Below are 23,399 nucleotides of genomic sequence, written 5' to 3' on the forward strand. Positions count from 1 at the left end.
GGCCGTGCGAAAGGACACCCCGATGACCGCACACATCCCCACCCGAGGAACCGGCGTGCGCCGCGTCCTCCTCGGCGCCGTCGCCGCCCTCGGCGCGGCCGCACTCCTGGCCGGCTGCTCCTCGTCGTCCGGAGCGTCCGGCTCCGGCGGCGACTACGAAGCCGCGCCGAAGGACACCAAGGCGTCCCTGACCTACGCCGTCTGGGACGAGAACCAGGTGAAGGCGATCAAGGCCAACCTGAAGGGCTTCAACGAGGAGTACCCGGACATCAAGGTGAGCGTCGACGTCACACCGTTCGCCAACTACTGGACGAAGCTGCAGACCCAGGGGTCGAGCAACACGCTGCCCGACCTGTTCTGGATGAACGGCCCGAACTTCCAGCTGTACGCGGCCAACGGCAAGCTCGCGCCGATCACCGGCGAGGTCGAGTCCGGGGACATCGACGCGTCGAAGTACTCGAGCGCCCTCAACGACCTGTACACGTACGACGACACCCAGTACGGCGTGCCGAAGGACTTCGACACCATCGGCGTCTGGCTCAACAAGTCGCTGTTCGAGCAGGCCGGCATGGACCTGCCGTCCAAGGACTGGACCTGGGACGACTTCCAGCAGACCGGCGCCGAGCTGTCCGAGAAGCTCGAGTCGAAGGGCGCCTACGGAGCGGCCGGCGGCATGGACGGCCAGACGACCTACTACAACACGATCCTGCAGGCCGGGGGATCGGTCCTGAACGCTGACGGCACCGAGTCCGAGTACGCCACGAAGGCGTCCGAGGACGGCCTGCGGTTCTGGACCGACCTGATCGACTCGGGGGCATCGCCCTCGATCAAGCAGCTCACCGACACCACGGCCGACCAGTGGTTCACCTCGGGCAAGCTCGCGATGTACCAGGGCGGCAGCTGGTTCCGCTCCGCGCTGACCGGCACCGAGCTCGAGAAGGACGTCGTCGCCTACCCGCTGCCGAAGGGCAAGGAGCAGGCGACCGTCATCCACGGCGTCTCGAACGTCGTGTCCGAGGCCAGCAAGGACAAGGCCGCCGCCCAGACGCTGCAGGTCTACCTCGCGGGCAAGACGGCCCAGCAGCAGCAGGGCGACATGGGCGCGGTCATCCCGGCGTACGAGGGCACGCAGGGCGCCTTCACGAAGACGATGCCCGACGCCGACCTGCAGGTGTTCCTCGACGCGGTGGACTACGCGAAGCCGCTGCCGGTGTCGAAGAACACCGCGGCCTGGAACACCCTCGAGACCACCCTGCTGCCGAGCGCGTTCGACGGGTCGAAGCCCGTCGACCAGGTGGCCGAGGACCTCGCACAGAAGATGGACGCCGCCCTCGCCAAGGAAGAGTAGGACCCGCGCGTGACGATCAACACCGAGCGGCCCCCGGCCGCAGCCGCCCCCGCCCGGACGACACGTTCGCCCGGGCGGGGTGCCCCGGCTCCGCGAGGCGGCGGCGGCCGAGCAGCACGACGGACCGACGGCTGGTGGCCGTGGCTTTTCGTGCTCCCGATGCTCGTCGGCGTCGGCACCTTCTACATCTGGCCGATCATCCAGACGTTCTGGTACTCGTTCACCAGCTGGGGCGTCTTCGGCGGTGCGACCTTCACCGGCGTCGCGAACTACGTCCGGCTCGTCGGTGACCCGCAGCTGTACCAGTCGCTGCTCAACACGGTGATCTACACGGCCGTCGTCCTGGCCGGGATCCCGATCGCGGTGTGGCTGGCCAGTCTGCTGAACACCCCGGGGCTGCGGTTCGCGCAGTTCTACCGGGTGCTCTTCTTCCTGCCGTACGTCGCCATGCCCGCGGCGATCGCGCTGGTCTGGCGCATCATGTACAACGGCGACTACGGCATCGTGAACTGGTTCCTCGGGAACGTCGGCATCGACGGCCCGTACTGGATCTCGACGCCCGGCTTCGCGCTCGTCGCCGTGAGTCTGGTCGGCCTCTGGTCGTCCCTCGGCTTCTCGATGATCATCCTCGGCGCCGGGCTCAAGGACATCCCGCCGGAGCTCTACGAGGCCGCCGAACTCGACGGCGCGAGCCGGTGGCGGCAGTTCCGCTCGGTGACCGTGCCGTTGCTCAGTCCGAGCATCTTCTTTGTGGTGATCGTGACGACGATCTCGAGCTTCCAGCTGTTCGACCTGCTGTACGCGATCCTCGGCAGCACCAACCCGGTGATCCCGAAGACGATGTCGCTCGTCTTCTACTTCTACAACGCCGGGTTCATCGACAACGACAAGGGCTTCGCGGCCGCGATCGCGATGGTGATCTTCCTGCTCATCGGCATCGTCACGCTCGTGCAGTTCCGCGTCCAACGGAAGTGGGTGCAGGGATGACCGCCACCGTCACACCACCCCGGGCAGCACGCCGGCCCGGCCGTCGAGGCGGCAGCCACTGGTGGATCCACGTCGTGCTGGGCATCGGCGGCTTCGCGATGGCGTTCCCGTTCCTGTGGCAGATCATCATGTCGCTGTCCACGAACGCGCAGGTGCAGTCCGTCACGCCGGTCTTCTGGCCGGGGGAGCTGCAGTGGCAGAACTACGCGCAGGTCTTCGAACGCCTGCCGTTCCTCAGCCAGCTCGGCACGTCGGTGTCCGTCACGATCATCCGCACGATCGCGCAGATCGTCCTGTGCACGCTCGCCGGGTACGCCTTCGCCCGGATGCGGTTCCGCGGCCGGGCGGCGCTGCTCGCGATCGTGCTCTCGATCCTGCTCGTGCCCTCGCAGGTCTACCTGATCTCGCAGTACCAGATCGTGCAGGGCCTCGGCTGGCTCGACACCCTGATGGGGATCGTCGCGCCCGGGCTGTTCAGCGCCTTCGGCACGTTCCTGATGCGGACCGCGTTCCTGAACATGCCGCCCGAGCTCGAAGAGGCCGCGCGGATGGACGGCGCGAACCCGTTCCAGACGTTCTGGCGGATCATGCTGCCCCTGGCCCGTCCGTCGATCAGCGTGCTCGCGATCACGACCGTGCTGTGGTCGTGGAACGAGCTGCTCTGGCCGCTCGTGGTCTCCACCCGCGCCGAGGACATGCCGCTCGCCGCCGGCCTCGCGACGCTGTCGAGCGACCGCACGATCGACTACCCGGTGCTGATGGCCGCGAGCCTGATGGCGATGGCGCCGGTGCTCATCATGTTCGTCGTGCTGCAGCGTCGGGTGATGGACGGGCTCGCCTCGTCCGGTCTGAAGTGACCACCGCGACCCCCGGCCTGGAGGCCCGTCCCGCGTCCGTCGCGGTCCTCGCCGCCGCCGTGGGGTCACCGAACGACTCCGCGACGGTGGCGGCCGCAGTGGCCGCCACCGTCGCCGACGCCGGACCCGCGGAGCGGGACGCACTGCTGGTGGCAGCGCTCCGCGCCGCGGTGCCGGACACCGCCGATGCCCTCGCGGGGCGTGGGCTCCCGCGCGCGCTCGCCGAGGCATCCGTCGCCGACGTCGACCGCAAGCTCGCGCGCTACGGGCTGCACGGCACCGGGGTGGAGTGGCTCGTCGCCGTGGTGACCGGGCGCGTGGTGGCCGTGGGGCGCCTCCAGTTCGAACTCGGCGACCACCTGGCGGACGGCACGCCGGCCTGGGGTGTGCACGTGCCGGAGACGGGGCCGCTCGACCCGGCGGCCTGCGACCGCGCGTTCGCCGGCGCACCCGAGGTCCTGCGCGGCTTCGCGGGGCACCTCGCTGCGGACCGGTGGCAGTGCCGCTCCTGGATGCTCGACCCGGGGCTGCCCGCCGTGCTCGGTCCCGATGCCAACCTCGTGCGGTTCGCCCGGCGCTTCAGACTCGTCCCGCCGGGGGAGCACGATGCGACCGAGGGCGACGCCAGCGTCGCGAAGTTCGTCTTCGGGGTGCCGCTGGCGACCGCTCGGTCCGCGGCGCCGTCCGGTCGGTTGCGTGCGGCCGTGCTCGACCGGTGGGCGCGCGGTGGGCACTGGACCGAGCGGACCGGAACGGCGCCGGTCGCGTGACCGTCCGCAGCCGCGGCCGCGTACCGTGCACGGCATGACGAAGCCCGACCACGACCACCTCGACGACGGCGTCGACATGACGTTCGAGGAACGCCGACAGGACACGTTCCGTCGCATGTCCGGATCCGACGAGCACGACGCCGATCCGCGGGTCGAGGTCTCCCGTGCCGAGGACGGCGACGTCCGCATCGACGTCGCCGACACCGCGGCGGTCCGACCCGGCGAGTGACGCCCGTTCCGGCCCTGGTCCGCCGGGGTCGGTGGGGCACGGCATGATCGTGTCGTGCACCTCGTCCTCCGCCGCGTCGACGGCGGCGTCCTCGCGACGCCCCTGACCGACGCGGGGACCGCCGGGGGTGCGCCGGTCCGCCTGGACGAGCCGGGCCTCCCGGCCTTCGTCGCGGCCCACGACGCACCGGGCGTGCGCTGGGTGTGGGACGACACCGCGCGCTGGTACCCGGCCGTGCTCGCCGCTGGCGGTCGGGTCGGTCGCTGCGTCGACCTGCGCCTCGGTCGTCGGGTGCTGCGCGCGGCGCTCGCTGCTCGGGGATCCGTGCTCGCCGCTCGACCGGCCGACGGCCTGGACGCCCCGGTCGCCGAAGCCCGCGTGGTCCGCCCGACGCAGGCCCAGCTCTTCGACGACGCGTTGTTCACCGCCGCCGTGCCCGACGACGAGGTCGACCCGGTGGCAGAGTTCCGCGCGCAGCTCGCCGCCGTTGCGGGGTCGAGCGCGCCCGGCGCCCTGCGCCTGCTGCTCACCGCGGAGTCAGCCGGTGCGCTCGTGGCGGCCGAGATGCTGCACGCCGGGCTGCCGTGGCGCGCCGACGTGCACGAGCGCCTGCTCGAGGACGCCCTCGGGCCGCGCGTGCCCTACGGCGTGCGGCCGCGACGGCTCGAGGAGATCGCCGCCGTCGTGCGAGAACGCCTCGACGACCCCGGTCTCAACCCGGACTCGCCCGCCGACGTCCTGAAGTCGCTCCGCCGCGTCGGCCTGATGGTCACCAGTACCCGGAAGTGGGAGCTGCAGGAGATCGAGCACCCCGTCATCGAGCCGCTGCTCGAGTACAAGCGCCTGGCGCGACTGCTCACCGCCAACGGCTGGACGTGGCTCGACGACTGGATCCGCGACGGCCGGTTCCACCCGAAGTACGTCGTCGGCGGTGTCGTCACCGGTCGTTGGGCGGCCGACGGCGGGGGAGCGATGCAGCTGCCGAAGGGCATCCGCGGGGCCGTCATCGCCGACCCCGGGTGGAAGCTCGTCGTGGCCGATGCCGCACAGCTGGAGCCCCGGGTGCTCGCCGCGATGTCCGGCGACCGGGCGATGGCCGCGGCCGGCGACGGGCGCGACCTGTACGACGGCGTGGTGGCCTCGGGCGCGGTCGAGACCCGGCAGCAGGCCAAGGTGGCGATGCTCGGCGCGATGTACGGGGCGACCCAGGGCGAGGGCGGTCGGCTCGTGCCGCGCCTGGTCCGGGCGTTCCCGCAGGCGCTCGACATGGTGGAGCGCGCGGCCCGTGCGGGGGAGCGCGGCGAACCGGTGACGACGCTGCTCGGGCGGACGTCACCGGTGCCCGAGGACTCGTGGTTCGAGGCCCGGAACCAGGCCTACACGGTCGAGGGGACCCCGGCCATGCAGCGTGCGGTCGAGTCCCGCGCCCGGAGCTGGGGGCGGTTCACCCGGAACTTCGTGGTGCAGGGGACCGCGGCGGAGTGGGCGCTCGCGTGGATGGGGTCCCTGCGGTCGCGGCTCCTCGCGCGGTTCCCCGGTGCCGTGACGGACGGGCCGCACCTGGTGTTCTTCGTGCACGACGAGATCGTGGTGCACGCCCCGGCGGAGCATGCGGACTGGGTGGCACAGCAGATCCGGGAGGCCGCCGTCGACGCCGGACGGCTGCTGTTCCAGGACTTCCCGGTGACGTTCCCGCTGTCGGTCGCGGTGGTGGGGGCGTACTCGGAGGCGAAGGACTGACGCTGCCGGGACGGCTCCCGGCGGCTTCGGGCAGGGTGGACGGATGCACACCGAACGCGGGGACGCCGCCGACCGCACCGTCGGCGAAGTCGACCTGACCCGCTGGCGCTCCCGGGTCGGCCGCGGTGTCGCCGGTGCGTGGACCGCACTCGGCAAGCGCTTCGGTGCCATGCCCGTGCTGCTGCTGACCCTCGCCGTGGGTCTCGGTGTCGCCGTCCTCGCCACGTGGATCGCGTCCGAGGTCTACGACGCCGTCCGTGAAGCCGACGACGTCGCGGTGCTCGACCGGCCCGTCCTCGACTGGGCCCTCACGCTCCGATCACCAACGGCCGACACGGTCGTCACCTGGTGGACCGACATCGCGGGCACGATCGGGATGCCGATCGTCGCGCTCGGGTTCCTGGTCGGCTTCACGATCCAGCGGCGTGCGTGGACGCCACTGGTGCTCCTCGTCGCCGCGAGCGGTGGTTCGCTGCTCATGACGATCGCGGGCAAGGACCTGATCGGTCGGGCGCGTCCGCCGCTGTCCGACGCGGTGCCGCCGTACGAGACGTCGCCGTCGTTCCCGTCGGGGCACACGCTCAACTCCACGGTGATCGTGGGCACCATCGTGTACCTGCTGCTCCTGCGGCAGTCGCGCGTCGTCACCCGGGTGCTGACGATCGTCGTGGGCACCTTCTTCGTGCTGTCGGTCGGTGCGTCGCGCGTGTTCCTCGGGCACCACTGGCTCACCGACGTGCTGGCGGCGTGGGCGCTCGGGCTGGCGTGGCTCGCGCTCGTGATCACGGCGCACCGGTTGTACCTGACGGCGATCCACCACGGTGCCGAGCCCGCGCCGGACGTCGACCGCGTCATCCACTGAGCAGAAGAAGTCGGGTGGCCGAGAGCGACCCGACATCTTCTGCTCACTCGACGGCCGCCCGGGCCGCCCGGGCCGCCCGGGCCCGCGCCGCCCGCGCCGCCGCGCTCCGGCAGAGCGCCGTCAGCCGCGACCGGTAGGTTGCCGGGCATGGAAGAACGGGTCTTCGGCGGCAGGTACCGCGTCACGGGTACGCTCGGACACGGTGGCATGGCGTCCGTGTACCGGGCGGTCGACGAGCAACTCGGTCGCGAGGTCGCGGTCAAGGTGTTCCGCATAGGCCCCGTCGACCGCGGTGAGCGCGCCCGCGCCGAGGCGGAGATCCAGACCCTCGCGACGCTCCGTGCCCCCGAGCTCGTCACGCTCTACGACGCCGCCCTCGACGACGTCGACGGCGACTCGTACCTCGTCATGGAACTCGTGCCGGGCAGTGACCTGGCGACCCGTTTGCGCGAGGGCCCGCTCGACCCCGCGACCGCCGCCCGCCTGGGTGCGCAGGTCGCCGACGGCCTGGCCGCCGTGCACGCGCAGGGGATCGTCCACCGTGACGTGAAGCCCGCGAACGTGCTGCTCGAGAGCGACGGCCGGCACGTGAAGCTCGCCGACTTCGGGATCGCCCTGCTCCGCGACGCCTCGCGCGTGACGGGGACGGGCACCGTGATGGGCACGGCCGCGTACCTGGCACCGGAGCAGGTCCTGGCGCAGGAGATCACCGGCAAGGCCGACGTCTACTCGCTCGGACTCGTGCTGCTGGAGTGCCTGACCGGCCGCCAGCCGTTCCCGGGCAGCGCCGTCGAGTCCGCCACCGCCCGGCTCACCCGCTCGCCCGAGATCGACCGCCAGCTGCCGACGGCCTGGCGGACCCTCCTGCACGTGATGACGGCGCAGGACCCGGCGGAGCGCCCGACCGCCGCCGAGGCAGCCGAGCGCCTGCGTGCCCTGGGCCGCGACGAGCCCACCAACGCCACGCAGCTCCTGCCCGGTGCGCCCGGTGCGGTGACGGCCGCGGCCGCCGGCGCGGCTGGTGCCGCAGTCGGCGCCGCCGCAGCGGCGAACGCCGACGACCGGACGCGGGCGATGCCGGCGAGCGAACTACCGAACGGCGGCGTGCAGCCGGGTGACGACGCCACGCGCGTCCTCGACACCCACGGTCCGAACGCCGCTGACGACGTCTCGACGACCGTCCTCGGCGCCCAGGCGAACGGCCGCGGTGCATCGGGCCCGAGCGGGCCGACCCCGCCGCCGGTCGCGCCCCGCCCGGTCCGGGGCGACCAGCCGGAGGACCAGCCGGCGAAGAAGAAGCGCGGGCCCCTCATCGCCGCGATCATCGTGATCGTCCTGGTGCTCATCGGCATCGGTGTGGCCGTGTTCGCCCTGAACGGTGACGGTGACGGCACGCCGGCTCCGACGGACACCACCTCGACGGCTCCGACGGAGCAGCAACCGACCGAGGACCCGGGGCAGGAACAGCAGCCGAGCGAGCCGGCGGAGCAGCAGCCGTCGCAGGAGCAGCAGCCGTCGCAGCCGGCCGAGGAGCCCAGCGAGCAGCCGAGCGAACCGACCGAGCCGGAGCAGCCCACGCAGGACCCGCCCGTCGGCCCGGAGCCGAGCACCCCCGCCTCGAACCCGGTGCAGGCGCCCCAGGACGGCACCGGCGCGGTCGACACCTCGTCGGACAAGGGCCCCGGTGCCGGCCCCGGCAAGTCCGGCAGCGCCCCCGGGCAGAACAGGGACTGACACGCCGGGGTTTTCGTCCAGTTCCTGGAGCAAATAGGCTCGCACGGTGCGAGAACTGCAACGGAGCGGTGGTCCGACGACGGCCGTGGCCGCTCGGAACGGTGTCGGCTTCGGTTCTGCCGCGGGCTGGCTCGTCGAACGACCAGCGGGCGCGTCGGTGGCCGAGGCGATCGTCCCCGGCCTCACCGGACGCACCATCGCCCCCGGCGACGAGCTGTCCTGGGTCTGGTTCCCCGAGCGGACCCTGCCCGACGGGGCGACGGAGCCGACGGAAGCAGACCTGCCGCACTTCTGGGACGCCACGGCCTTCGCCGTCGACGTCCTCTTCACCGACGGCTCGCGGCTGCGTGAGCACGCGGGGGCCCGCGACCAGTACGGCGACGTGGTCACCCCGGGCGCGCAGGACACCGCACGCAAGCAGTGGGTGGACCAGTGGAACCGCCGAGCGGTCGACCTCACGCCGTTCGCGGGGCTGGTCGTCGACCGTCTGGAGGCCCGGCTCGGCTCCGACACGTCGGCTGCGGCCACCGACGGCGAGCGTCCGGCACTGCGCGGCTGGCTCGACGCCGTCCGGATCGGTCCCGCGCGCCCGAACCCGACGACCCCGATCGGCCACGTCCGGACGACCCGCGGCACCCAGGCGTCGTCCCGGTTCTCCCGCGGCAACAACGCCCCGCTCGTCGGCGTCCCGCACGGCGGCGTGTTCGGGCTGCCGATGACGGACGCCTCGAGCAACCGCTGGCCGTACGCCTACCAGGAGCACGACCGGCTCGACGACCAGGGACGACTCCGTCCGGCGATCCAGGCCTTCGCGACGAGCCACATCCCGTCGCCGTGGATGGGCGACCGCGGGGTGTTCCAGGTGATGCCCTCGCCGCTCGACACCCCCGACGTCGACCGGGCCGCCCGCGCGCTCGGGTTCGACCACGAGGACGAGCAGGACGGCCCGCACCGCTACCGGGTCGCGCTCGACCACGGTGTGACGGCCGAGCTGACCGCAGGGGAGTTCGCCCTCGGGTTCCGGTTCACCGGTACCCGCAGCGTCGTGCTCGACCACCACGGCCGGGTGTCCGACGTCTCCGTGACGGTCACCGACGGCACCGCCGTGGTCGAGGCTCTGCTCGACGACCGCCCCGGCACCCCGCCGCACCACGTGCACCTGCGGGTCGCCGGGGTCACCGCCGACCACACGACGATCGGCGAGCACGAGCTGCGCGGCTGGCTGTCCGTGGGGGAGCCCGGCGGCACCGGCGGCCCGGTCGACGTCCTGCTCGGCATCTCGACCGTCTCGATCGAGGACGCCCGCGCGAACCTCGACGACGCCGGCTCGTTCGACGCCATGTGCTCCCGTGCCGAGGCGCTGTGGACCGAGAAGCTCGCGACGCTGTCCTTCGACGGCGCGAGCCCCGACCAGCTGACGAGCCTGTACTCCGGCCTGTACCGGCTGTTCCTCTACCCGAACCGTGCCGGGGAGACCGCCTTGACCGGCGCCCCGCGGCACCGCTCCCCGTACGGCGACGTGCTGGCGGACCCGATCCGCGACGAGCCCGGGCCGGAGATCGTCGACGGCCCGTTCACCACCACGAACGGCTTCTGGGACACCTACCGCACCGCCTGGCCGCTCCTCGGACTCCTGACCCCCGACACCGCGGGCGAGCTGGCCCAGGGCTTCGTCGAGCACCACCACGACGGCGGGTGGACCCCGCGCTGGAGCGCGCCCGGCGCCGAGGACTGCATGACCGGCACCACGAGCGACACCGTCTTCGCCGACCTCGCGGTGAAGGGCGTGCGCGGCTTCGACCTGGCCGAGGCGTACCGGAGCGCGGTGCGGAACGCGACCGTCCCGCCGCGGGACGAGCGCGTCGGACGCAAGGGGAGCCTCCCGGGTGCCTTCCGCGGCCACGTCGACACGGCGACCCACGAGGGGATGTCGTGGACCCTGGACGCGGCCATCAACGACTGGGGTCTGGCCGTCATGGCGGGCCTGCTCGCATCGCGTGCGCGGACGCCCGCCGACCTGTCCCGGTACGAGGCCGAGGCCGAGTGGTTCGCCCGCCGGTCCCTGCAGTACCGGCACGTCTTCGACTCCGAGCGCGGGTTCTTCATCGGCCGCGACCCGGACGGCTCGTGGCGCGTGAGAACCGAGTTCGACCCGCGCGACTGGGGCGACGACTACACCGAGACGAACGCGTGGGGCACCGCGTTCACGGCGCCGCACGACGGCGCCGGCATCGTCGACCTGCACGGCGGGCCGGAGCGCTTCGACGCCGCCCTCGACGCCTTCTTCGCGACCCCCGAGACCGGCGCCCTCGCACGCTCCGGCTCGTACGGCTTCCCGATCCACGAGATGACCGAGGCCCGCGACGTCCGGATGGGCATGCTCGGGCTGTCGAACCAGCCCGCGCACCACATCCCCTTCTTCCCGATGTTCACCGGGCGGCACGACGACGCGCACCGCATCGTCCGCGAATCGCTCGAGCGCCTGTTCGTCGGGTCCGACCTCGGCCAGGGCTACCCCGGCGACGAGGACAACGGCGAGATGAGCGCCTGGTACGTCTTCGCCACCATCGGCCTGTACCCGCTGGCGCCGTCGACCGGCACCTACGTGCTCGTGCCGCCGTCGGTCCGCAGGACCGTGCTGCGACAGCCTGGGCCCACGCCGCCGGATCCTGACCGACGCGCCAGCGGCGGGCAGGCCGTGCCGGTGGGGAGAGGAACGGAGACGGTCATCGAGATCGCCGCCGGCTCCGCAGGCCGGTACGTGGCGTCGGTGACGGTCGACGGCTCGCCCTGGACCTCGGTCACCATCCCGCACAGCGTGGTCGTGGCCGCGTCGCGGATCGAGTTCACACTGTCCGACGAACCGCAGGGCTGGGCGTCGGACACCCGCCCCGTCTCGGCCTCCGACGTGCACGGCTACCGGGACGCCCCGGTGGACGTCCTGCCCGTCGGAGCCTCGGCGCTCACCGACGACACCGGCCGCACCGTCACGGCGCTCGCCGCGGGGGAATCCGTGTCCTTCGACGTGTCGTGCCCCGCCGCCTCGCTGTACACCGTGACGGTGGCATCGCCGGGGTCCTACTCGTGGCAGGTCGGCCTCGACGACACCGTCACCGCGGTCGACGGCGCCGAGTTCACGTGGGCCGGCCAGACCCGGGTGTTCCGGATCATCGGCGGTGGTTCGTCGTTCACGTTCACCGCCGGCACCGACCTGGCACTCACGCAGCTCGAGCTCATCGCGGCCGACGGACAACGCTGACCACGCGTGCACCGAGCGGGAGCATGCTCCCACCATGTCGATGAGCGCACCGTTCGATCCCGAACAGCAGGGCCGGTCCATCCCCGTGGACGGCAGTGACGAGTCCGAACTCGAGATGGAGGAGGACCGCGGCGCCGACGTCGGCGACGACTCCGCTGACCCGAGCGTCTCGCCCGTCAGCCACCACGACGAGGACGAGGCCGGTGGCGGCCGGGTGTTCCGGCGTCCGCACGCCGGCGAACGGCTGCACCCGGACGACCTCTGACCGTTCCGGGGGTCTTCCGGGGATTCGTGGGCGATTGCCAAGCGGCTCGGGCATGCTCGTGCGCATGTCGATCGCGAACTCGTGGGACCCGTCCGGTGGCCGTGCAATCCCGGAGGACCAGGTCCGTCAGGACGGGCTCGAACTCGACGAGGACCCGGCGATGCTCGGGATCTCGTTCGACGTCGTGGGTGGTGCCTCCGCCGATCCCGCCGGGGTGTCCCCGGTCGACGTGAACGTTCCGACGCCGAGGTCTGCTGGTTCCGCCTCCGACGACTAGCGCGCCTGGTCGAATCGGGCGTACCTGGTCGAATCGGGCATACCTGGTCGAATCGCGCATACCTGGTCGAATCGCGCATACCTGGTCGAATCGCGCATACCTGGTCGGAAATTTCGACCAGGTACGCCCGAAAGCACCTTGCATCGCACGCGTTCTGGGAAAGAACGTCAGCGCGCCGAAGGGTCGGAGACCCGGTACTTGAACCCGACGTGCGAGCCGGTGAAGCCGAGACGCTCGTAGAACCGGTGCGCATCGGTCCGTGCAGCGTCCGACGTGAGCTGCACGAGCGGGGTCCCGAGCTCCGGCGCTGCGACGTCGGTCACCCAGCGCATCAGGGCACTCCCGATGCCGCCGGAGCGCAGCGCACTGCTGACCCGCACCGCCTCGACGAGCAGCCGGGTGGCACCACGACGAGCCATCCCGGGGATCCGGGTGAGCTGCAGAGTCCCGACGAGTCGTCCGTCGGCGTCCTCGGCGACGAGCAGCGCGTTTGCCGGGTCGTCCACGATCGACCGGAGTGCGTCGGCGTACTGCGGGCGGTCCTCCGGCGCGGCGACGTCACCACGTGCGGCGCTGATCGGGTCGTCGGACAACAGTGCCATGAGCGCATCGAGGTCCTCGTCCACCGCGTCCCGCAGCGTCACCTCGCCGGAGCGTGTGGTCAGGCGGACAGGCAGGGCGAGGTCGTTGAGCACGATCCCACCCTGCCCGACCTGACCGGGCGGTCCCGGTTCAGGGAACGGTGTGTCCGGCCGCGGTGAAGATCCGGTACCACTCCTCGCGCGACAGCTCGACGTCCGAGCCTGCTGCCGAGTCCCGCACACGCTGCGGGTTCGTGGTGCCGAGGACGACCTGGAAGTGCGCGGGGTGGCGGGTGATCCACGCGACCGCGATGCCGGTCGGGGTGACCCCGTGTTGGGCGGCGATCTCCTGGAGCACGTCGTTCAGCTCGGCGTACTGCTCACGGTCGCCCAGGAAGACACCGTCGAAGAAGCCCTTCTGGAACGGCGACCATGCCTGCAGCGTGATGTCGTTGATGCGCGAGTGGTTGAGGATGTCGTTGTCGCGGGAGATCGACTGGTCGAGGCCACCCATGTTCGCGGTCAGGCCCTGCGAGATCACGTTGGCGTGCGTGATGCTCAGCTGCACCTGGTTGAACGCGAGCGGCTGGCGCACGTGCTTCCGCAGCAGGTCGACCTGGCCGGGGGTGTGGTTCGAGACGCCGAAGTGGTGCACCTTGCCGGCGGCGTGCAGCTCGTCGAAGGCCTTCGCGACCTCTTCCGGCTCGACCAGGGCGTCGGGGCGGTGCAGGAGCAGGACGTCGACGTACTCGGTCCGCAGTGCCTCGAGCGACTCGTGCACGGACTCGAGGATGTGCTCGTACGAGAAGTCGAAGTACGCGCCCTTCGGCGTCGGACGGATGCCGACCTTGGTCTGCAGCACGATCTCGGCGCGTTCCGCGGGCGTCAGCGTGACAGCGGCGCCGAACCGCTCCTCGCAGCCGTGCCACTCGCCGTAGACGGCGGCGTGGTCGAACATGTTCACGCCCGCGTCACGCGAGGCGCTGTAGAGCGAACGGATGTCCTCGTCGCTCATGTCGTTGATCCGCATCAGTCCGACGACGACGTCGGAGGCGGTGAGGTCCGTCTGTGGCAACTCCAGTGTCTTCACGACGTCGATCCTGCCAGCCGGTCCCCGGTGCAGGCAGGCCCTGCCAGTACCTCAGGCGTGTTCGGGCAGCAGGACGGCGAGCACCTCGGAGCCGTCCGTCCACGTCCCGGTCAGCGTCTCGCCCTCGGGCAGGGCCGTACCGACGACCCGAGCGACGACGATCGTGCCGTGGTCGGTCGCGATCGACGTCAGGGCGTCCGCAGTGGTCGCTCGCACCGAGGTGACGCTGGGGGAGTCGGGTTCGGAGCCGCTCCCGCTGGCCCAGGCGTCCTTCGGCCGCTGCCCGGCGCCGTTGGCCATCTCGAGCGAGGCTTCGTGCCCGCCGGTGATGATCGCCCGGCGCAGGACGTCGGCGTGGACGGGATCGCCCACGGCGTCGTACACCCACCGTCGCCCGAGCACGGAGTGGTCCATCTCGGTGACCAGGAACGCATCGGCGCCGGGCAGTGGTGCGTCCCGGTAGGTCAGTGGCGCCTGCAGGACCCGGCCGCCGTCGGTGCGGACGAGGAGGACCTCGACGCCGACCTCGCCGGCGGGGTCGTCGAACCGGAACTGCCCGATGACCCGGATCGGCGCTCCCGCGACGACGCCGCTCCACGTCTGGTCGGGGAGCCAGGCGGCGAGCGCCTCGGCCTTGGACGGACGCAGCGTTGCCTGTTCGATGACTGCCATGTCCTGACCGTACTGCCGCGCAGGCAGCGACATCCGGTCAGGCTACCGAGGCCCGTACGCTGGGCCGGTGCGTGACGACCTGCTGCCGATGCTCGCCTGCCCCGTGTGCACCGAGCCCCTCGGCCGCGTCGACGGCGGCCAGGTCGGCTGCCCGAACGGGCACCGGTTCGACGAGGCGAAGCAGGGCCACCTGACGCTCCTGCCCGCGAAGCGGCGTGCGCTCACCGCGGACACCCCGGAGATGGTGGACGCGCGGCTGCGGTTCCTGGGGCGCGGCCACTACGCGCCCGTCGAGCGGGCGCTCGCCGTAATCGTCGCGGACGCCACCGCGCCCGGCATCGTGCTCGACGTCGGTTCCGGCCCGGGGACCTACCTGGCGCATGCGCTGCGCGCGGCGGACGGGAGGCTCGGGGTCGCGCTCGACCTGTCGGCCGTCGCGATCCGGCGTGCGGCACGCGCCCACGAGCGCGCGGGGGCCGTCGTCGGTGACGTGACCGAGCGCCTCCCGGTCGTCGACGGCGCTGCCGCCGTCCTGCTCGACGTCTTCGCACCCCGCAACCAGACCGAGTACGCCCGCGTCCTGCACGCCGACGGCGTGCTCGTGGTGGTGACCCCGCGGACCGGCCACCTGGCGGAGCTCGCCGAGGCGACGATCAGCGTGGACCCGGAGAAGGAGCGCCGACTGCACGACTCCCTGACGCCGTCGTTCGCGCTGCGGTCTTCCGAGGACCTGATGTGGTCCATGGAGCTGTCGGCGGAGGACGTCCACGACGTCGTGCACATGGGGCCGAGCCACCACCACGTCTCGGCGGAGCAGGTGTTCGCGCCGACGAGCGTGACCGCGACCGTGACGGTCAGCACCTGGAGCCGCTCGGGCTGATCCTCCGACCGGGTCAGCGCTCGCCCACGTCCCGCGGACTGTCCTGTTCGGCCCGCCGACGGGCGGTGTGGGCTCGCCCGCGCACACGGTCGACGGCCATCCCGATCCGGGCGAGCAGGAGGACGACGCCCAGGCTCCCGGCTCCGATCGGCGTCACGAACAGCCCGAGGTCGATGCCGGGCATCCGCCACCAGTCGATCGACCACGCGGCGACGAGCGCGAACCCGAGCAGGAGCGCGCCCGTCCACCACCACCGCCCGGGGACCCGGACGGTGCCGAGACCGGCGAGCACGAGGAGCGCCCAGCACCCCTCCGGCGCGAAGGACCGCGGGTCGCTCGTGCCGCAGGTGGACACCGCGCACTCCCACTCGACCTGGTCGGCCACGCCCGCGTACCAGTGGAACAGCAGCGCGGCAGCGACGACGGCGACGAGTGCGACCGGCGGCCCGATCCAGCGCCACACGCTGCCGAACCGGGAGCGGCGTCGGCGGGCGGCCACCCATCCGTGGCCGAGCTCGTAACCGGGCATCGGGCGGAACTCGGGCATGCCAGCACGCTATCGGCGGCTGGATTCCGTGGGGAAGTGGTTCACAAACGTCCGAGCGTCGGTGCGGGGCGGGACCATCCGGGCCGCACCGCCGCGTCACTCGGTCGGGGCCGCGACGTCGAGCTGCCAGACCACGCCGAAGCGGTCGCGCAGCTGCCCGGCCAACGGTGCCCAGGCCGAGGGTTCCAGGGGCTGCCGTACTTCGGCGCCCTCGGACAGTGCCGCCCAGTACCGCTCGATCTCGGCCGTGTCGTCGCCGTGCACGAACACGTAGAAGGCGTTCGATCCCTGGTCGTAGGGCTGCCCGGGCCAGACGTCGAAGGCCATGACGCGGAAGCCGGCGGCCGTGGAGACCTGCCCGAAGACGATGCGGTCCGCCCAGTCCGGGTCGTCCAGGGCGCCCATCTGGCCGTAGGTGGCGGCGGTGACCTCGCCGCCGAAGACCGATGCGTAGAAGTCGAGCGCCGCGCGGGCGTCGCCGTCGAAGTTGAGGTGGGTTGTCGTTTCGATGCTCATGGGACGAGGATCTCGGGCAATGCGGTCAGATCCTGTCCGCTTCTCGGACGAAGATGGACGCCATGGCCGGACCCTCCGCACGGATGCTCACGCTGCTCTCCCTGCTCCAGGTGCACCGCGACTGGCCGGGGGACGAGCTGGCCGGGCGGCTCGAGGTCAGTCCCCGTACGGTCCGCCGCGACGTCGATCGACTCCGTGGGCTCGGGTACCGGGTCGAGGCGCTCCGCGGACCGGCCGGCGGCTACCGGCTCGAGGCCGGCTCCGACCTGCCCCCGCTGCTCTTCGACGACGACCAGGCGGTGGCGATCGCCCTGGCGCTCGCCGTGGCACCGGCATCGGGGGCGGACGTCGCCGAGTCGGCGGCCCGCGCCCTGGCGACCGTCCGGCAGGTGATGCCCGCGCGACTGCGGTCCCGGGTCGACGCGGTGCAGGCCGTGACCGCGACGAGCCGGACCACCACCGACCCGGAGGTCCTGGTGGCGGTGAGCGAGGCCGTCCACCTGCAGGAGGTCTTCCGCTTCGGGTACGGCGACGACGAGACCCCCCACCGGGTGGAACCGCACGCCGTCGTCGCCCGGAACGGTCGCTGGTACCTGCTCGACTGGGATGCCGCCCGCGACGAATGGCGCACGCACCGCATCGACCGGATCACGCCGCGGATGCGCACCCGCGTCCCCTTCACGCCACGTCCGATCCCCGGTGGCGATGCGGCCGCGTTCGTGTCCGCGCGGTTCAAGGGGTCGGCGGTCGACGACGTGTGGCCGTGCACCGGTTCGGTGACCACGACGGCGGACGATGCGCGGCGGATCGCGCCGTACCTGCCCGAGGACGCCGTGGTCGAGCAGCTCGAGGGCGACCGGGCCCGCGTCACCCTCGGGTCGTGGTCGTGGGACGGGCTCGCCGGAGTCGTCGCCGGGCTGGCCGTGCCGATCCGGGTCGAGGGGCCGGAGGAGCTCGTCGAGGCCGTGGCAGACCTCGCTGACCGGTTGCGCACGGCCGGCACGCGTCGCCCAGCGTGATCAGTGGGGACCTGTCCAGAGCGCGTGGTCCAGCCAACCGCCGCCGACACCCATCGACGAGAGATCGAGGTGTTCGTTGCTCGGGAAGGCCCCGAGGAGAGCGGCCACGCGCTCGGCCCAGTCGTGGTCGGACGGGACCGACCTGAGCAGGTAGGCCATCACCGCCAAGGTGTTGTAGGCACCGAACTGCTTCGGGGCATCGGTTCCCGAGAGATGTGCGAGGAGCGGTACCGCACCGGACCTCGGCCGTTTCGGGACCACGACCAACTTCCGGTTGAACAGACGCGCATGGTGTGCTGCGACGTTCCGGACGTAGTTGACCGAGGCGAGCCAGCTCAGCATCGTCTTCTTGGTCGGGACGCCGAACTCTCGGGCGATCCGGGTGGCGACGTCGTTCCGGAGACCGCCGTACAGCCGAGCGAGGTGTCCCAGTTCGAGGATTTCGGTGAGTGCCCAGATGGGCATCCGGTCGTCGTACTCGGTTCGGAAGTGTGCGACGAACTGTTCGTCAGAGGAATCCTGTCGGTCTCGCACTCGCTGCAGCCACGCCGTGTGTGCGCTGGAGCCATCCGGTGGGTCGGGCCGAGGTGCAGTGAACGCTCCGGTGTCCGGCTGCTGCGAACTCCGTCCCTGCTCGGTACCGGTCGTGGACCTCGCCGTGTCGGCGGCCGACCTCATCGGTGACCGATGACGATTCACGGAAGGGATAGAGGTATCCGGTGAGGCGGTAGTAGCCGACTTCGCGCAGTACCGATCCCGCGACGCCCCGATCACCGATGCGGACTCCCTTGGAAGCCAGCTTCTCGATCTGCTCACCGATCGAGAGCCACGGTTTCACGTACTCCATGCGCCCCCCCCCGAGACAAGAAAATCGGCCCGAGCCGTGAGGCGAGCGGGCCGATCGTGATGCTGAAACCCTACCAGGATCCGCGTCACGGGATCGAGCGCTCTCCACAGGCGTTAGGAGCGTGCATGCGTCCGCCAGGGCGGCGTCAGGGATCCGTTAGGAGCGGACTGGAGGCCCGGCGCAGGATCCAGCATCGGTTCGGCACCACAAGTGGTGCCGGTCCGCGTCACCCGGCGCGGACACCGCAGACCTTCTGGAGTCCCTCGTGTTCGACGTGTTCGTCGTCGCCGGTGTCCTCGCCGTGTTCGGCGTGGTGGCACTGATCGCCAAGGGGGTGGAACGGCTGTGATCGGCATCACCATCGCGGCCGCCGTCCTCGGCATCGCCGCTGTCGTGTACCTCGTCTGGGCGCTCGTGCGTCCGGAGCGCTTCTAGTGGGCGCCGCGGACCTCTGGGCGGGCATCGCCCAGGTCGCCACCCTCGTCCTGCTGCTCGTCGTCGCGTACCGCCCGCTCGGCGACTGGATGGCGAAGGTCTTCACACCCGTCCGGCACAACCGGGTCGAGCGCGGGGTCTACCGGCTGATCGGCGTCGATCCGGACGCCGAGCAGTCCTGGCCCGTGTACCTGCGCGGGGTGCTGCTCTTCAGCGTCGCCGGGCTCCTGCTCGTCTACCTGCTGCAGCGCATCCAGGTCGTCCTGCCCGGCGACCTCGGACTGCCCGGTGTCGGACCCTCGCTTGCGTTCAACACCGCGGCGTCGTTCGTGTCGAACACGAACTGGCAGTCGTACTCGCCCGAGGTCACCCTCGGCTACACCGTGCAGATGGCCGGCCTCGCGGTGCAGAACTTCCTGTCCGCAGCCGTCGGCCTGGCGGTCGCCGTGGCGCTGGTGCGCGGGTTCGCCCGTCGCAAGTCCGGCACCCTCGGCAACGTGTGGGTGGACATCGTCCGCGGGCTGGGCCGGCTGCTGCTGCCCGGGGCGTTCGTCTTCGCGATCGTGCTCGTCGCCGGCGGGGTCGTCCAGTCGTGGGGGAGCGGCACCGACGTCACCACGCTCATCGGTGGCACGCAGCACATCCCCGGCGGGCTCGTCGCCTCGCAGGAGGCGATCAAGGAACTCGGCACGAACGGTGGCGGCTACTTCAACGCGAACTCGGCGCACCCGTTCGAGAACCCGCAGGCGTGGACGAACCTCGTCGAGATCTTCCTCATGCTCGTCATCCCGTTCTCGCTCCCGCGCACGTTCGGGCGGCTCGTCGGGGACGACCGCCAGGGCTACGCGATCCTCGCCGTGATGAGCGCGATCTTCCTCGTCTCGCTGTCGGTCATGTCGATCGCCGAGCTCGGCGGCGGCGGGATCGCCACACACGCCGCCGGGGCCGCGATGGAGGGCAAGGAGAGCCGCTTCGGCATCCTCGGTTCGACGCTCTTCTCGACCGCGACCACCTCGACGTCCACCGGCGCCGTCAACGCGATGCACGACAGCTACACCCCGATCGGCGGGATGATGGCGCTCGTCAACATGATGCTCGGCGAGGTCACCCCCGGCGGCGTCGGCTCCGGCCTGTACGGCATGCTCGTGCTCGCCGTCATCACGGTGTTCATCGGCGGCCTGCTCGTCGGCCGAACCCCGGAGTACCTCGGCAAGAAGATCCGCGCCAAGGAGATGACCTTCGCGGCGCTGTACATCCTCGTCACGCCGACGCTCGTGCTCCTGGCCACCGGGCTCTCGCTCGTGATCCCCGGGGTCCGCGAACAGGTGCTCGGGACGTCGATCTTCAACCCCGGCAACCACGGGCTGACCGAGCTGCTCTACGCCTTCACCTCGGGCGCGAACAACAACGGCTCGGCCTTCGGCGGACTCACCGCGAACACCACGTGGATGAACTCCTCGCTCGGCGTCGTGATGCTGCTCGGCCGCTTCGTGCCGATGGTGTTCGTCCTGGCGCTCGCCGGGTCCCTCGCGGCGCAGGACCGGGTGCCGGAGACCGCCGGCACGCTGCCCACCCATCGCCCGCTCTTCATCGTGCTGCTCGGCGGCGTCGCCGTCATCGTCACCGCACTCACCTACTTCCCGGTGCTCGCACTGGGTCCGCTCGCAGAAGGACTGTCATGACCACCGTGACCTCCGAGCACGAGGCGACCACCGCCTCCAGGCCGGCCATCCGCTCGTCCGCATTCGGACCCCGCCAGCTGGTGGCGGGCCTCCCGGGCGCCCTGCGGAAACTCGATCCGCGACTCATGTGGCGGAACCCCGTCATGTTCATCGTCGAGGTCGGCGCGGCGCTGACGACGGCAGCCGCCGTCGTCGAGCCGTCCGCCTTCACGATCGCCATCGCCGTCTGGCTCTGGCTCACCGTCGTCTTCGCCAACCTGGCGGAGTCGGTGGCCGAGGGCCGCGGCAAGGCCCAGGCCGACACCCTGCGGAAGACCCGCTCGACCACGAGTGCCCGCCGGGTGCTCGGGTACGCGACGTCCGACGCGGCCGCGACCGGCAACGCGACCGAGGAGGTCGCTTCCGTCGACCTGGCCAAGGGCGACGTGGTCCTGGTCGTCGCGGGCGAGGTCATCCCGGGCGACGGTGACGTCATCGACGGCATCGCGTCGGTCGACGAGTCGGCCGTCACGGGTGAGTCGGCACCGGTCATCCGCGAGTCCGGCGGCGACCGCAGCGCCGTCACCGGCGGCACCCGCGTGCTGTCCGACCGGATCGTGGTGCGCATCACCTCGACCCCGGGCGAGACCTTCATCGACCGGATGATCCGTCTGGTCGAGGGTGCGGCACGGCAGAAGACGCCGAACGAGATCGCGCTGAACATCCTGCTCGCCTCGCTGTCGATCGTCTTCGTGATCGTCTGCCTGACGATGCAGCCCATCGCGGGGCTCGTCGGTGCGACGGTCAGCGTGCCGGTGCTCATCGCCCTGCTCGTCTGCCTCATCCCGACCACCATCGGGGCCCTGCTCTCCGCGATCGGCATCGCCGGCATGGACCGACTCGTGCAGCACAACGTGCTCGCGATGTCGGGCCGCGCGGTCGAGGCCGCCGGTGACATCACGACGCTGCTGCTCGACAAGACCGGCACGATCACCTACGGCAACCGCCGGGCATCCCGCGTGGTGCCCGTGCCGGGCGTGACGACCGCCGACCTGCTCGAAGCCGCAGCGCTGTCGAGTGCCGCGGACAGCACCCCGGAAGGACGCTCGATCGTCGACCTGGCGCGCGAGGACGGCGCCGCCGTGGGCCTGCCGGACGGGGCCGTCGAGGTGCCGTTCACGGCGCAGACGCGCATGTCCGGTCTCGACCTGCCCGACGGATCGCAGATCCGGAAGGGTGCCGCTGCGGCTGTGCTCGCATGGGCGGACACCACCGAAGCCGGTGTTGTTTCGGCCATCGACGCGACCGTCGCGGAGATCTCCGACCAGGGCGGCACGCCGCTCGTCGTCGGCCGTCGGTCGTCGACCGGTGCGGTCACGCTGCTCGGCGTCGTGCACCTGAAGGACGTCGTCAAGGACGGCATGGCATCACGGTTCGCCGAGCTCCGGTCGATGGGCATCCGCACGGTGATGATCACCGGTGACAACCCCCGCACCGCGGCGGCCATCGCCCACGAGGCCGGCGTCGACGACTTCCTGGCCGAGGCCACCCCGGAGGACAAGCTCGCCTACATCAAGCGCGAGCAGGAGGGCGGCAACCTCGTCGCCATGACCGGTGACGGCACCAACGACGCCCCGGCCCTGGCCCAGGCGGACGTCGGCGTCGCGATGAACACCGGTACGACGGCGGCGAAGGAGGCGGGCAACATGGTCGACCTCGACTCCGACCCGACCAAGCTCATCGACGTCGTCCGCATCGGCAAGCAGCTGCTCATCACCCGCGGTGCCCTGACCACCTTCTCCATCGCCAACGACGTCGCGAAGTACTTCGCGATCATCCCGGCGATGTTCCAGGCCGCGTTCCCGGGCCTCGCGGCGCTCAACATCATGGGGCTGCACAGCCCGTCGTCCGCGATCCTGTCGGCGGTCGTCTTCAACGCGCTCGTCATCGTGGCGCTCATCCCGCTGTCCCTGCGTGGCGTCAAGTACCGCGCAGCCGCAGCGTCGTCGATCCTCGGCCGCAACCTGCTCGTCTACGGGCTGGGCGGCGTGGTCGTCCCCTTCATCGGCATCAAACTGATCGACCTCGTGGTCGGTCTCATCCCGGGGTTCTAGTCATGGCATCTGCACGTTCCACCTTCCGTTCCGCCGGTGTGGCGATCCGCCTCACCCTCGTCGCCACCGTCGTCCTCGGCGTCGGGTACCCGCTCGCCGTCTGGGGCGTCGGGCAGGCGGCGTTCCACGACCAGGCCAACGGCTCGATGGTCACGGACTCGTCCGGCAAGGTCGTCGGTTCCTCGTTGATCGGGCAGTCGTTCACCGGCAAGCAGGCCGACCGCTGGTTCCAGTCGCGGCCGTCCGCCGCCGGGGACGGCTACGACGCGGGGGCGTCCTCCGGCTCGAACCTCGGGCCGAACAACGCCGACCTGCTCAAGGCCGTCGAGGAGCGTCGTACCGCCCTGGCGAAGGCCGACGGGGTCCCCGCCGCACAGGTGCCGGCCGACGCCGTGACCGCCTCGGGCTCGGGGCTCGACCCGGACATCAGCCCGGAGTACGCACGCCAGCAGGTGGCGCGCGTGGCATCGGCACGGGGGTTGTCCGTCGCCACCGTGCGGCAGCTCGTGCAGTCGCACACCGAGTCGCGGCAGCTCGGGTTCCTCGGTGAGCCCGTGGTGAACGTGCTCGCGCTGAACCTGGCGCTGGCGAAGGCGTCCTGAGCGTGGGCGACCCCTCCGCAAGACACCGGTGCTCGCGCGTCGAACACTCGCAGACCGCGGTGCGACAGGTGAACACCGGTGTTTTGCGGAGACCGACCCCCGCACGC

General features: G+C 71.5%; 24 protein-coding genes. 17 read left to right on the top strand and 7 right to left on the bottom strand.

Annotation, left to right across the window (positions count from 1 at the left end; genetic code table 11):
• Positions 1–22: 22 nt before the first annotated feature.
• The 11 genes from ITJ50_RS03890 (at position 23) to ITJ50_RS03940 (ending at position 12,328) form a co-directional block, all read left to right on the top strand.
• Complete coding sequence (locus tag ITJ50_RS03890) at positions 23–1,348, top strand: ABC transporter substrate-binding protein (protein WP_194589958.1); 1,326 nt, start codon at positions 23–25, stop codon at positions 1,346–1,348.
• A 9-nt stretch (positions 1,349–1,357) separates the two neighbouring features.
• Entirely contained in the window at positions 1,358–2,335 is a 978-nt protein-coding gene (locus ITJ50_RS03895) for a carbohydrate ABC transporter permease (protein WP_042537573.1), read from the top strand.
• Positions 2,332–3,192: a carbohydrate ABC transporter permease gene (locus ITJ50_RS03900; RefSeq protein ID WP_031260151.1), complete on the top strand. Its 861-nt coding sequence runs from the start codon at positions 2,332–2,334 to the stop codon at positions 3,190–3,192. The genes ITJ50_RS03895 and ITJ50_RS03900 overlap by 4 nt, the downstream gene beginning before the upstream one ends.
• Positions 3,189–3,962: a hypothetical protein gene (locus ITJ50_RS17755; protein WP_194589959.1), complete on the top strand. Its 774-nt coding sequence runs from the start codon at positions 3,189–3,191 to the stop codon at positions 3,960–3,962. The genes ITJ50_RS03900 and ITJ50_RS17755 overlap by 4 nt, the downstream gene beginning before the upstream one ends.
• A gap of 34 nt (positions 3,963–3,996) precedes the next feature.
• Complete coding sequence (locus ITJ50_RS03910; protein ID WP_017887924.1) at positions 3,997–4,191, top strand: hypothetical protein; 195 nt, start codon at positions 3,997–3,999, stop codon at positions 4,189–4,191.
• A 54-nt stretch (positions 4,192–4,245) separates the two neighbouring features.
• Positions 4,246–5,931 carry a bifunctional 3'-5' exonuclease/DNA polymerase gene (locus ITJ50_RS03915; RefSeq protein WP_140448579.1) on the top strand — a complete coding sequence of 562 codons (1,686 nt, stop codon included), beginning with the start codon at positions 4,246–4,248 and terminating at the stop codon, positions 5,929–5,931.
• 43 nt (positions 5,932–5,974) lie between these two features.
• Positions 5,975–6,793, top strand: coding sequence for a phosphatase PAP2 family protein (locus ITJ50_RS03920; RefSeq protein WP_042537567.1), 819 nt, complete (start codon positions 5,975–5,977; stop codon positions 6,791–6,793).
• A 147-nt stretch (positions 6,794–6,940) separates the two neighbouring features.
• Positions 6,941–8,527: a serine/threonine-protein kinase gene (locus tag ITJ50_RS03925; protein WP_194589960.1), complete on the top strand. Its 1,587-nt coding sequence runs from the start codon at positions 6,941–6,943 to the stop codon at positions 8,525–8,527.
• A gap of 46 nt (positions 8,528–8,573) precedes the next feature.
• The gene (locus ITJ50_RS03930) at positions 8,574–11,786 is read left to right on the top strand and encodes a GH92 family glycosyl hydrolase (protein ID WP_323749881.1); all 3,213 of its coding nucleotides are present in this window, start codon (positions 8,574–8,576) and stop codon (positions 11,784–11,786) included.
• A 34-nt stretch (positions 11,787–11,820) separates the two neighbouring features.
• Entirely contained in the window at positions 11,821–12,051 is a 231-nt protein-coding gene (locus ITJ50_RS03935) for a hypothetical protein (protein ID WP_194589961.1), read from the top strand.
• 64 nt (positions 12,052–12,115) lie between these two features.
• Entirely contained in the window at positions 12,116–12,328 is a 213-nt protein-coding gene (locus tag ITJ50_RS03940) for a hypothetical protein (protein ID WP_139179591.1), read from the top strand.
• A gap of 167 nt (positions 12,329–12,495) precedes the next feature.
• Here ITJ50_RS03940 and ITJ50_RS03945 read toward each other — a convergent pair whose 3' ends face one another.
• The 3 genes from ITJ50_RS03945 to ITJ50_RS03955 are packed head-to-tail and all read right to left on the bottom strand — an operon-like array spanning position 12,496 to position 14,671.
• Positions 12,496–13,023, bottom strand: a complete 528-nt coding sequence (locus ITJ50_RS03945; protein ID WP_194589962.1) for a GNAT family N-acetyltransferase — start codon at positions 13,021–13,023, stop codon at positions 12,496–12,498.
• 37 nt (positions 13,024–13,060) lie between these two features.
• Positions 13,061–13,999, bottom strand: a complete 939-nt coding sequence (locus ITJ50_RS03950) for an aldo/keto reductase (protein WP_156155279.1) — start codon at positions 13,997–13,999, stop codon at positions 13,061–13,063.
• 51 nt (positions 14,000–14,050) lie between these two features.
• Positions 14,051–14,671, bottom strand: a complete 621-nt coding sequence (locus tag ITJ50_RS03955) for a CG0192-related protein (RefSeq protein WP_194589963.1) — start codon at positions 14,669–14,671, stop codon at positions 14,051–14,053.
• Between the two features lie 67 nt (positions 14,672–14,738).
• Here ITJ50_RS03955 and ITJ50_RS03960 point away from each other — a divergent pair, with 67 nt between their 5' ends.
• A complete protein-coding gene (locus ITJ50_RS03960) occupies positions 14,739–15,551 on the top strand; it encodes a putative RNA methyltransferase (protein WP_194589964.1) in 813 nt (270 codons plus the stop codon).
• Between the two features lie 13 nt (positions 15,552–15,564).
• Here the strand turns inward: ITJ50_RS03960 and ITJ50_RS03965 are convergent, their stop codons facing one another.
• Both ITJ50_RS03965 and ITJ50_RS03970 read right to left on the bottom strand, forming a co-directional pair.
• Positions 15,565–16,098, bottom strand: coding sequence for a hypothetical protein (locus ITJ50_RS03965; protein WP_017887936.1), 534 nt, complete (start codon positions 16,096–16,098; stop codon positions 15,565–15,567).
• Between the two features lie 96 nt (positions 16,099–16,194).
• The gene (locus ITJ50_RS03970; protein ID WP_017887937.1) at positions 16,195–16,614 is read right to left on the bottom strand and encodes a VOC family protein; all 420 of its coding nucleotides are present in this window, start codon (positions 16,612–16,614) and stop codon (positions 16,195–16,197) included.
• 62 nt (positions 16,615–16,676) lie between these two features.
• Between ITJ50_RS03970 and ITJ50_RS03975 the strand changes: the two genes are divergently transcribed.
• Positions 16,677–17,633, top strand: a complete 957-nt coding sequence (locus ITJ50_RS03975) for a helix-turn-helix transcriptional regulator (protein WP_194589965.1) — start codon at positions 16,677–16,679, stop codon at positions 17,631–17,633.
• Here the strand turns inward: ITJ50_RS03975 and ITJ50_RS17270 are convergent, their stop codons facing one another.
• Together ITJ50_RS17270 and ITJ50_RS17275 are read right to left on the bottom strand one after the other, a co-directional pair.
• A complete protein-coding gene (locus ITJ50_RS17270; protein ID WP_259494608.1) occupies positions 17,634–18,167 on the bottom strand; it encodes an Abi family protein in 534 nt (177 codons plus the stop codon). It abuts the gene before it with no gap.
• Positions 18,142–18,480 carry a hypothetical protein gene (locus tag ITJ50_RS17275; protein ID WP_228500774.1) on the bottom strand — a complete coding sequence of 113 codons (339 nt, stop codon included), beginning with the start codon at positions 18,478–18,480 and terminating at the stop codon, positions 18,142–18,144. The genes ITJ50_RS17270 and ITJ50_RS17275 overlap by 26 nt, the downstream gene beginning before the upstream one ends.
• Before the next feature lie 345 nt (positions 18,481–18,825).
• Here ITJ50_RS17275 and ITJ50_RS17760 point away from each other — a divergent pair, with 345 nt between their 5' ends.
• The 4 genes from ITJ50_RS17760 to kdpC are packed head-to-tail and all read left to right on the top strand — an operon-like array spanning position 18,826 to position 23,292.
• Positions 18,826–18,915: a potassium-transporting ATPase subunit F gene (locus ITJ50_RS17760; protein ID WP_017887940.1), complete on the top strand. Its 90-nt coding sequence runs from the start codon at positions 18,826–18,828 to the stop codon at positions 18,913–18,915.
• Positions 18,915–20,597 carry a potassium-transporting ATPase subunit KdpA gene (kdpA, locus tag ITJ50_RS03990; RefSeq protein ID WP_194589966.1) on the top strand — a complete coding sequence of 561 codons (1,683 nt, stop codon included), beginning with the start codon at positions 18,915–18,917 and terminating at the stop codon, positions 20,595–20,597. The genes ITJ50_RS17760 and kdpA overlap by 1 nt, the downstream gene beginning before the upstream one ends.
• A complete protein-coding gene (gene kdpB, locus ITJ50_RS03995; RefSeq protein WP_071250081.1) occupies positions 20,594–22,690 on the top strand; it encodes a potassium-transporting ATPase subunit KdpB in 2,097 nt (698 codons plus the stop codon). Before kdpA ends, kdpB begins: the two co-directional genes overlap by 4 nt.
• Before the next feature lie 2 nt (positions 22,691–22,692).
• Complete coding sequence (kdpC, locus tag ITJ50_RS04000) at positions 22,693–23,292, top strand: K(+)-transporting ATPase subunit C (RefSeq protein ID WP_017887943.1); 600 nt, start codon at positions 22,693–22,695, stop codon at positions 23,290–23,292.
• The last annotated feature ends 107 nt before the right edge of the window (positions 23,293–23,399 follow it).

This window comes from Curtobacterium sp. VKM Ac-2889, from assembly GCF_015350855.1.
GTDB classification, from domain to species: Bacteria; Actinomycetota; Actinomycetes; order Actinomycetales; family Microbacteriaceae; genus Curtobacterium; species Curtobacterium poinsettiae.

What these genes read in the sequence shown, in the direction of transcription:
- ITJ50_RS03890 (WP_194589958.1), top strand. Translation starts at nt 23, where the DNA reads ATGACCGCACACATCCCCACCCGAGGAACCGGCGTGCGCCGCGTCCTC.
- ITJ50_RS03900 (WP_031260151.1), top strand. Translation starts at nt 2,332, where the DNA reads ATGACCGCCACCGTCACACCACCCCGGGCAGCACGCCGGCCCGGCCGT.
- ITJ50_RS17275 (WP_228500774.1), bottom strand. Translation starts at nt 18,480, where the DNA reads ATGGAGTACGTGAAACCGTGGCTCTCGATCGGTGAGCAGATCGAGAAG.
- ITJ50_RS03965 (WP_017887936.1), bottom strand. Translation starts at nt 16,098, where the DNA reads ATGCCCGAGTTCCGCCCGATGCCCGGTTACGAGCTCGGCCACGGATGG.
- ITJ50_RS03925 (WP_194589960.1), top strand. Translation starts at nt 6,941, where the DNA reads ATGGAAGAACGGGTCTTCGGCGGCAGGTACCGCGTCACGGGTACGCTC.
- ITJ50_RS03940 (WP_139179591.1), top strand. Translation starts at nt 12,116, where the DNA reads ATGTCGATCGCGAACTCGTGGGACCCGTCCGGTGGCCGTGCAATCCCG.
- kdpC (WP_017887943.1), top strand. Translation starts at nt 22,693, where the DNA reads ATGGCATCTGCACGTTCCACCTTCCGTTCCGCCGGTGTGGCGATCCGC.
- kdpB (WP_071250081.1), top strand. Translation starts at nt 20,594, where the DNA reads ATGACCACCGTGACCTCCGAGCACGAGGCGACCACCGCCTCCAGGCCG.
- ITJ50_RS03920 (WP_042537567.1), top strand. Translation starts at nt 5,975, where the DNA reads ATGCACACCGAACGCGGGGACGCCGCCGACCGCACCGTCGGCGAAGTC.
- ITJ50_RS03910 (WP_017887924.1), top strand. Translation starts at nt 3,997, where the DNA reads ATGACGAAGCCCGACCACGACCACCTCGACGACGGCGTCGACATGACG.
- ITJ50_RS03935 (WP_194589961.1), top strand. Translation starts at nt 11,821, where the DNA reads ATGTCGATGAGCGCACCGTTCGATCCCGAACAGCAGGGCCGGTCCATC.
- ITJ50_RS03975 (WP_194589965.1), top strand. Translation starts at nt 16,677, where the DNA reads ATGGCCGGACCCTCCGCACGGATGCTCACGCTGCTCTCCCTGCTCCAG.
- ITJ50_RS03955 (WP_194589963.1), bottom strand. Translation starts at nt 14,671, where the DNA reads ATGGCAGTCATCGAACAGGCAACGCTGCGTCCGTCCAAGGCCGAGGCG.
- ITJ50_RS03970 (WP_017887937.1), bottom strand. Translation starts at nt 16,614, where the DNA reads ATGAGCATCGAAACGACAACCCACCTCAACTTCGACGGCGACGCCCGC.